This window comes from Bradyrhizobium sp. JHI2711 (assembly GCF_056156565.1).
Genome location: NZ_JBPZPT010000018.1, coordinates 1 through 6,185 on the forward strand (window position 1 = coordinate 1; position 6,185 = coordinate 6,185).

Annotated in this window: 3 protein-coding genes and 5 pseudogenes; 5 read left to right on the forward strand and 3 right to left on the reverse strand. The window is 58.7% G+C overall.

The window, feature by feature from the left end; all coding sequences use genetic code 11:
* Positions 1-113 precede the first annotated feature (113 nt).
* Positions 114-376: pseudogene (locus tag ACTEK7_RS36535) on the reverse strand (transposase); the annotation flags it as partial.
* 784 nt (positions 377-1,160) lie between these two features.
* On the opposite strand from ACTEK7_RS36535, the gene ACTEK7_RS36540 reads away from it, so the two are divergent.
* The gene (locus ACTEK7_RS36540; protein WP_225131455.1) at positions 1,161-1,850 is read left to right on the forward strand and encodes a hypothetical protein; all 690 of its coding nucleotides are present in this window, start codon (positions 1,161-1,163) and stop codon (positions 1,848-1,850) included.
* Positions 1,851-3,069: 1,219 nt separating this feature from the next.
* Here ACTEK7_RS36540 and ACTEK7_RS36545 read toward each other — a convergent pair.
* Both ACTEK7_RS36545 and ACTEK7_RS36550 read right to left on the reverse strand, forming a co-directional pair.
* Positions 3,070-3,224: pseudogene (locus ACTEK7_RS36545) on the reverse strand (IS3 family transposase); the annotation flags it as partial.
* 291 nt (positions 3,225-3,515) lie between these two features.
* Positions 3,516-3,698, reverse strand: coding sequence for a hypothetical protein (locus tag ACTEK7_RS36550; RefSeq protein WP_225131453.1), 183 nt, complete (start codon positions 3,696-3,698; stop codon positions 3,516-3,518).
* Positions 3,699-3,881: 183 nt separating this feature from the next.
* On the opposite strand from ACTEK7_RS36550, the pseudogene ACTEK7_RS36555 reads away from it, so the two are divergent.
* The 4 genes and pseudogenes from ACTEK7_RS36555 to ACTEK7_RS36570 all read left to right on the forward strand — a co-directional run.
* Positions 3,882-3,996, forward strand: a pseudogene (locus ACTEK7_RS36555) (IS3 family transposase); the annotation flags it as partial.
* 32 nt (positions 3,997-4,028) lie between these two features.
* Positions 4,029-4,265 (forward strand): annotated as a pseudogene (locus tag ACTEK7_RS36560) (transposase); the annotation flags it as partial.
* Positions 4,266-4,440: 175 nt separating this feature from the next.
* Positions 4,441-4,722, forward strand: a pseudogene (locus ACTEK7_RS36565) (transposase); the annotation flags it as partial.
* Positions 4,723-5,076: 354 nt separating this feature from the next.
* Positions 5,077-5,334 carry a hypothetical protein gene (locus ACTEK7_RS36570; RefSeq protein WP_225131463.1) on the forward strand — a complete coding sequence of 86 codons (258 nt, stop codon included), beginning with the start codon at positions 5,077-5,079 and terminating at the stop codon, positions 5,332-5,334.
* The last annotated feature ends 851 nt before the right edge of the window (positions 5,335-6,185 follow it).

Consider the following 6,185-nt stretch of genomic DNA (forward strand, 5'->3'; position numbering starts at 1 on the left):
ATCTCATCATGGCCTGGCTGCAACAGCAGTCCGCTCGCGAGAGGCCGGATACATTTATGCAACTGGAAGCGTCATTTTCGCTGTTACGACCCTTGCACGGACGGTGCGGACCATACATTCTTTCTCACGAGGTCCTTCAAGGCCGCGTTGTCCAGCATAGCGTCGGCCGGCAACCGTTTCAGCCGCGTGTTCTCATCCTCCAGAGTCTTCAGCCGCTTGGCTTCCGAGACCTTCAGCCCCCGAACTTGGCGTTCCATTTCTAGCTGCTGGCGTCGTTGACGCCATGCTTGCGGCACAGATCGGCCACCGACACGCCGGCCTCATGCTCCTTCAATATCGCGATAATCTGCTTCTGTATTCGGTCTGCTTCTGTCAATCCCTTAAAAGCGCGTGCCGCGGGTACCTTGCTTCTGTTCGTGGTCGGCAAAGCCGCGACACGATGGGATTCGGTTGAATGGTCGGCTCTTCGGCGTAGTCACCCGCCTGGAGGCGGACGCTACGACAGATCATACGAACTCGACCATCCCCACGCCGAGCGATGCGGGCCCGTCGACCAGGTCGTGAAATTCTTGCCCGCACTCACGATCCACCGTGAGACGGTGGATGAAGGTCTTGAAGTGTTCGAGCAAGCTTTGGCCGAAACTCTGGTAGAGGTGAGCGTGCCGACGAAATAAGCAATTCGATCTCAGTAGCACCAGAATGCATCTCGCCGTCAGGTAAGTTGACCGCTGACTCTCACCGCCGCCGCAAGCAGGAATTGCATCGCGCTCTCGACTGAATCCTCTGCCGCTACCGTCTCTTGAATGCTCTGAGGTGTTCCACTCATGGTGTCTCAGGATGGCTTTGCGGTCGGATCTTCTTCGATCATGTCGGGACACGTCAGCGAGTCGAAATCAGTGCTGGCTCGATCGGCGTGCGCAGGATGGGCTGTGATCTGGCCGCGAGATGACCGCTCCAGCTTTGGCTCACTTCGCGAGAGACGTCGGACAGGTTTTAGCTGGTCCGGCGGACCGGCGAAAGAGCGACCTTTCGCCTCCGATGTTCCTACCAGATTCGGTCGTCTCTAGTGATTTGATGATGTAGTACAAACTCGAATAGCGAGCCGGAACGCCACGGCTCGGTTCGTCGGCATAGGAGGCCGGGCAACAATGAAGTGCATAGTGGATCAGTTGCAAGCATCTCGCTTTCTCCAAGTGTATGACCGCGCCGCCATTCGAAAGGGCGTTAAGATCTCGATCGGCTTCGATTTTCATGAGTATGTCGCGATCACGGAGCGCACTCCGACAAAAGGCAGGACATATCCGATTTTTCGGCCTGACACATCACCCATCAAAGCAGGCGAGGGATATTGGATCGTGGGGGTTGACAAGAACAACGACGTCGTCCTCGTGGAGGCTGCTCGACTGTATGACCTATCGAGCAGCAATCTAAAGGAACATCTTGAATCTCTGAGATTTTTCTACGCTGATCCGAGCAAACATGCACATCCTGATGATTGTTGCATTTGCAAAGCGCCGATTGCGCGCCAGATCACTGGAAGGGTGGTCTTTCGCGGGGACATTTGGGTGCGCGGAGACTTTAGGAGGCAGGGTATGCCCAAGATCATGGAAGGGATAATGCGCGGTGTCTCCTTTGCCATGTGGGCTCCTGATTTCATGTGTGGTCTTGCGGGAACGTGGTCTGTCGAGAAGCGTGTCTACGACATAACGCGTTGCGAACCAGGTGGTTCGATATTGCGATTGGTAAACGAAAACATTGTGGACGACGATTGGCTTTTCTGGACGCCAGGTGAGGAGTTAATCAAGTTAGTCAATGGGTACGACGGAAGCGCAGTGGTATTTCCTTCGTGATCGTTGCTGGCACAAAGCCCTGCTCACTACGTTAGCGACTTAGGAGCAGCGATATGCCGCAAGCATCTAAGGAAGGCCAAGTAGTCCGACGGACGTCTCCGAGGCCATGCGGCTGAGCGCTAATGGCGGACGCCATGTTGGACAACACGGCGGGCCGACGTTGGGATGGAAGTGGGCACTCGCGAAGAGGCGGAGAGCTGTCGTCCATTTGAAGGAACTTCGGGATTATCGAATACGGCTGGCGTGTAAAGTCTTCGAAGGCTGCCGCATGGCGGGCATCACGGACGGTTGACGGTGCAGCAAAATCGCGCGGGGGCTTGGTGAGATGTGTCGGTGCACTACCGTCTTGACCGGGGAGCGCCTCGTCGCCTAGCACACAAGGCAAGCCCGTAAAGACGCGTTTTATCGAGGGCTTATGTATAGAGGGCCGAAAAATGATTGCGGCAGCACTTTAGATAAAGGTCGGTTGCGTTCATGTGCACCGGCATTCGTGTGACCGATGGCATGAGTGCTGGTCCTGAAGGAGAGCGCGAATTGACGCCCCATCAATACGTGGCGTATCTCACCCACCTTGCTCGGCGTGAGATGATTCTGTCGTATATAGTGAGGGTCCCAATATGCTTGACTATATAGTTGACGGCTCAGAGCCGGGTGGATAACCAGTTGGAGCGAGGCGGCAGCGGCGGTGGGGCTCTGCGGTCAACGGTCAGACGGACTCAAATGCGCCGACCATAGGCGCGTTGAGGCGGGGCGCAGGCTCGACCTCCCACCGCAACACCTGTTTGCTGGTCGCAAGGCGCGAGTGCCGGTCTGCTGAGCTTGCCGGAGGAGGGGCGGCGATCTTCGTTCCGGTGATGTTGGAGCTGCGCACGTTGGATCTGCGCGAAAGTGGCAATGCAGGATTACAATCGACATCGAGATTGATGATGCGCTGGTGCGCGCAGCGGTGGGGATCTATCCGATCGGAGTGCGCGGGATGGGCTGTCGGCGTACATGATGGCGGCTCGGTGGTCGTGAAGATCCGCGACGCAACTCGTAAAGATGCCGCTGGGTCTCCTGGCTGGTGCGCGAGCAACTCCACTATGACCCGTTCGAGGTATTGACTTTCGTGCTCAGAGCGAGTGGACCGTTTGAAGAGTTTTGCGTGAGGCGGGTCCGAGAGTAGGTCTCGGTTGTCTGAACAGCAATTCCGCGTCGATAAGTGGAGCTTTTGCCAGAGTTAGGCTGCCGCGCGGAACGGCAGCTGGTTGAAGTAAGCTTGATCCGAAGTGCCGCGTCAAGGCTCGACTGGGGACGCCGGCCATTGTAAAAGTCGAGGTATCGGCCGATCGAGGCGCGGGCGTCGGACACGGTGTGGTAGGCGCGCAGATAGACTGAGACGATTCCGACTTTGAGACCGAGCGGACGCAGAAGTCCGCGGATGACTTGCTCTGCGGCAGCGATGGAGCGGATGATATGCTTGCGAGCAGCCGCCAGCGTCCGCGCCCTTTGGCTGCCGATGCTCTTGACGTGAACAGGCTTGAACCAACCCGTTCTCACCACCTGCGCGATCCCGCGGGCGTCGTTGCGATCGGTCTTCACCGGCATGGCCGAAAGTGCCGCTTTGACCTGGCGGGCTTCCATACTGACGGCCGGCAGCCCCAGTTCGATTAGATTTGCGGTCAGTCATTCTGACGTCGGTCCTGCCTCCAGGCCCACCCGTTCAACTTGACCAGCCCATGGTTCGAGGTACTGCACAATCGATGGCGCGTCCGCGAACGTCGTTCCCTCCCGGATAAGCTCTCCGGTCCCATCCACCGCACATACCGCATCGGAATTCAGCGAAACATCGAGGCCGACGTAGATCATGACTTTTCTCCTTCGGATGCAGTTGGTCCATGATCGTCAGTCAAAACGTGCCGCGCGGCAAATAGGTCAGGCGATCGGGACCGAATACTCCATCTCTTCCGAAAAGCGGCTGCGCTTCATGCTCTGGTCTTTGTCGTGGGCCAGAACGAACTTCAAACGGGATTAGGCCCGAGGGGCAAGGTCACCGACCAAGGCTCGCAGTTCACGGGCGCCGCGTTCACCGGCGTGCTCGCCAGTCATGGTATCGCCATCAGCATGGACGGTCGGGGTGCCTGGCGCGACAAACGTGTTCGTCGAGAGCGGGAGTACACCCGACTGCATCGTCTGGTTCTGAAGGTCGTGCGCAGTGACCCGGCTTGTCGGCTCTTGATGACGATGCCGGGGATCGGCCCGGTCTCGGCGTTGACCTTCCGATCGACTGTGGACGATCCCAGGCAATTCCTGCATTCCCAATCCGTGGGCGCCTATCTCGGGTATTGCTGCAAGCCATCGCAATGCCTGGCACGACGGTCAAACCCTCCGGAGAGTCATCGATCGGACCAAGACACCCGCCGGATGTCAAATTGAGTGAACCTATGTAGACAACAGGTGCCGCCGGCAACAAGCGCAAATGAACAATCGCTCAGATTCACGGCGACCTTGATAATTCGTTCACTGGGCTGGCTGTGGAATGAGTTTGGGGCGACCGCACTCGCCATCCACGACGCGTTCGTGAAGCCAAGCTTCTTGGTCGTTCACAGAGGACCACAAGCGCCATGCCGTTGAACTGGCGGTATCGAGTGGTCAATCGATCGGGGCGGTCGCCAAGGAGCTCGGTCTGCGCGACTCGGTGCTGCGGCGCTGGGTGGATAAGCTCCGGCAGGAGCCGGCATCGGCGGCGAGGCGCCCACCACGCAGGCGACACCGATGCCGGCGGACCAGGCTTCGGAGATCGCCCGGCTGCGTCAGGAAAACGAACGACTGCGGATGGAGCGCGACATTTAAAAAACTGTCCCGCACCGTGGCGCGCCTGTGCGCAGCGTAGAAACAGCCTTGTGCCATGCTCGGCGGCCGGGAGGGTAGCGGCCGCTCGATTATTGGAGGCACAATCCCCGTTAAAAAACATGGTCCATGGGTGCTTGCGAACTTGAGAGCGGTGCCGCCGCCTGGCGGCGATCCCGATTAAGAATATGACGATTGGCATCGCCCAGCGCTCAAGAAGACGAGCGGCGGCCGACCGGAACTGAAGCTGGTCAACCTCGGGGCCGCCGCCATCGACATTGGATCAAAGATGCACATGGCTGCGGTGAACCCAGCTTGCACCGACGCGCCGGTGCGCTCTTTCGGTACATTTACGCAAGACTTGCATCAGCTGCCGAGCTAGTTCGGAGCCTGCGGCGTGACGAGTATCGCGACGGAATCCACTGGGGTCTATTGGATCCCGGTTTACGAGATCCTGGAGCAGCGCGGGTCTGAGGTGATCCTGGTCAACGCGCGGCACGCCAAGAACGTGCCCGGGGTGATCCGAGTCATTGTTGCAGGCGAGCGGAATCCTGACGTCTTGGCAACCTATCGGGACGTGCGATGCCATTCATCCATCGCGACGATCCGTGCGGCACTGGTGGGCAACGACTGGCACGAAAATGTCTTCGCGTGACCCAATCGCTGGAACTTTACGACGTCTACCGGGCCAAGATACTGGACTGTGACCGCAAGCTCGAGGTCCTGATCGCGGCACTGAACAAAAAAGGCGCAAAGGCCACGCATCAAGACCAAACAGGTCAATGCGCCTACCTTCGATGTCAGGACTGCGCTGTAGGGCGTGCTCGGCGTCGATCTGATTGAGATCCACGGCTTGGGTCCATCACTGGCATTTGAACACAGCGCTCGGCGCATTCTATGCGTCGGCTAGCCTCCCGAGCGGGCAAGTCCAAAGCCGTAACGGCGACCGCCCGCAAGATTGCGGTTTTGGTCCACAACACACTCCGGCATGGCATGAGCTACAAATATCCGGGTGCCGCCCATTATGAGCAACAATATCGCAGCCGCGTCCTCGCCAACCTACAACGCAGAGCCAAATCACTGGGCTTCGTGTTACAGACCATTCCAGAGGACGCCAATCCGGCTGTTTCTTAGGGAGTCGATCGCGATCTTTGCTGGAACTCGGACATGACCTCCCGCTTCATCGAGGACCATCGCGACGGTACGGCTGATGTGTGCCGTCCTCGAGGTGTCGCCGGCCGGCTATTACGCTTGGGCGCGCGTCCGGTGAGCACCCGCGCAACCTCCGATGCTGCGTTGCTGGCGGAGATCTGGCAGGTCCATCGCGAGAGCGGCCAGCGCTATGGCAGTCCTCGGGTCCACGCCGCCCTGCGGACGCACTAGGGCATGCACATATCTGGTGCGACGGATTGACTCGGGTCCGCCGCGGGGATTCCAGAATCGGGAGTCTGTGTGATTCGTATTGCGGCACTCCATGGTTTGGACGGGGGTGCCGCGATGTTGTCA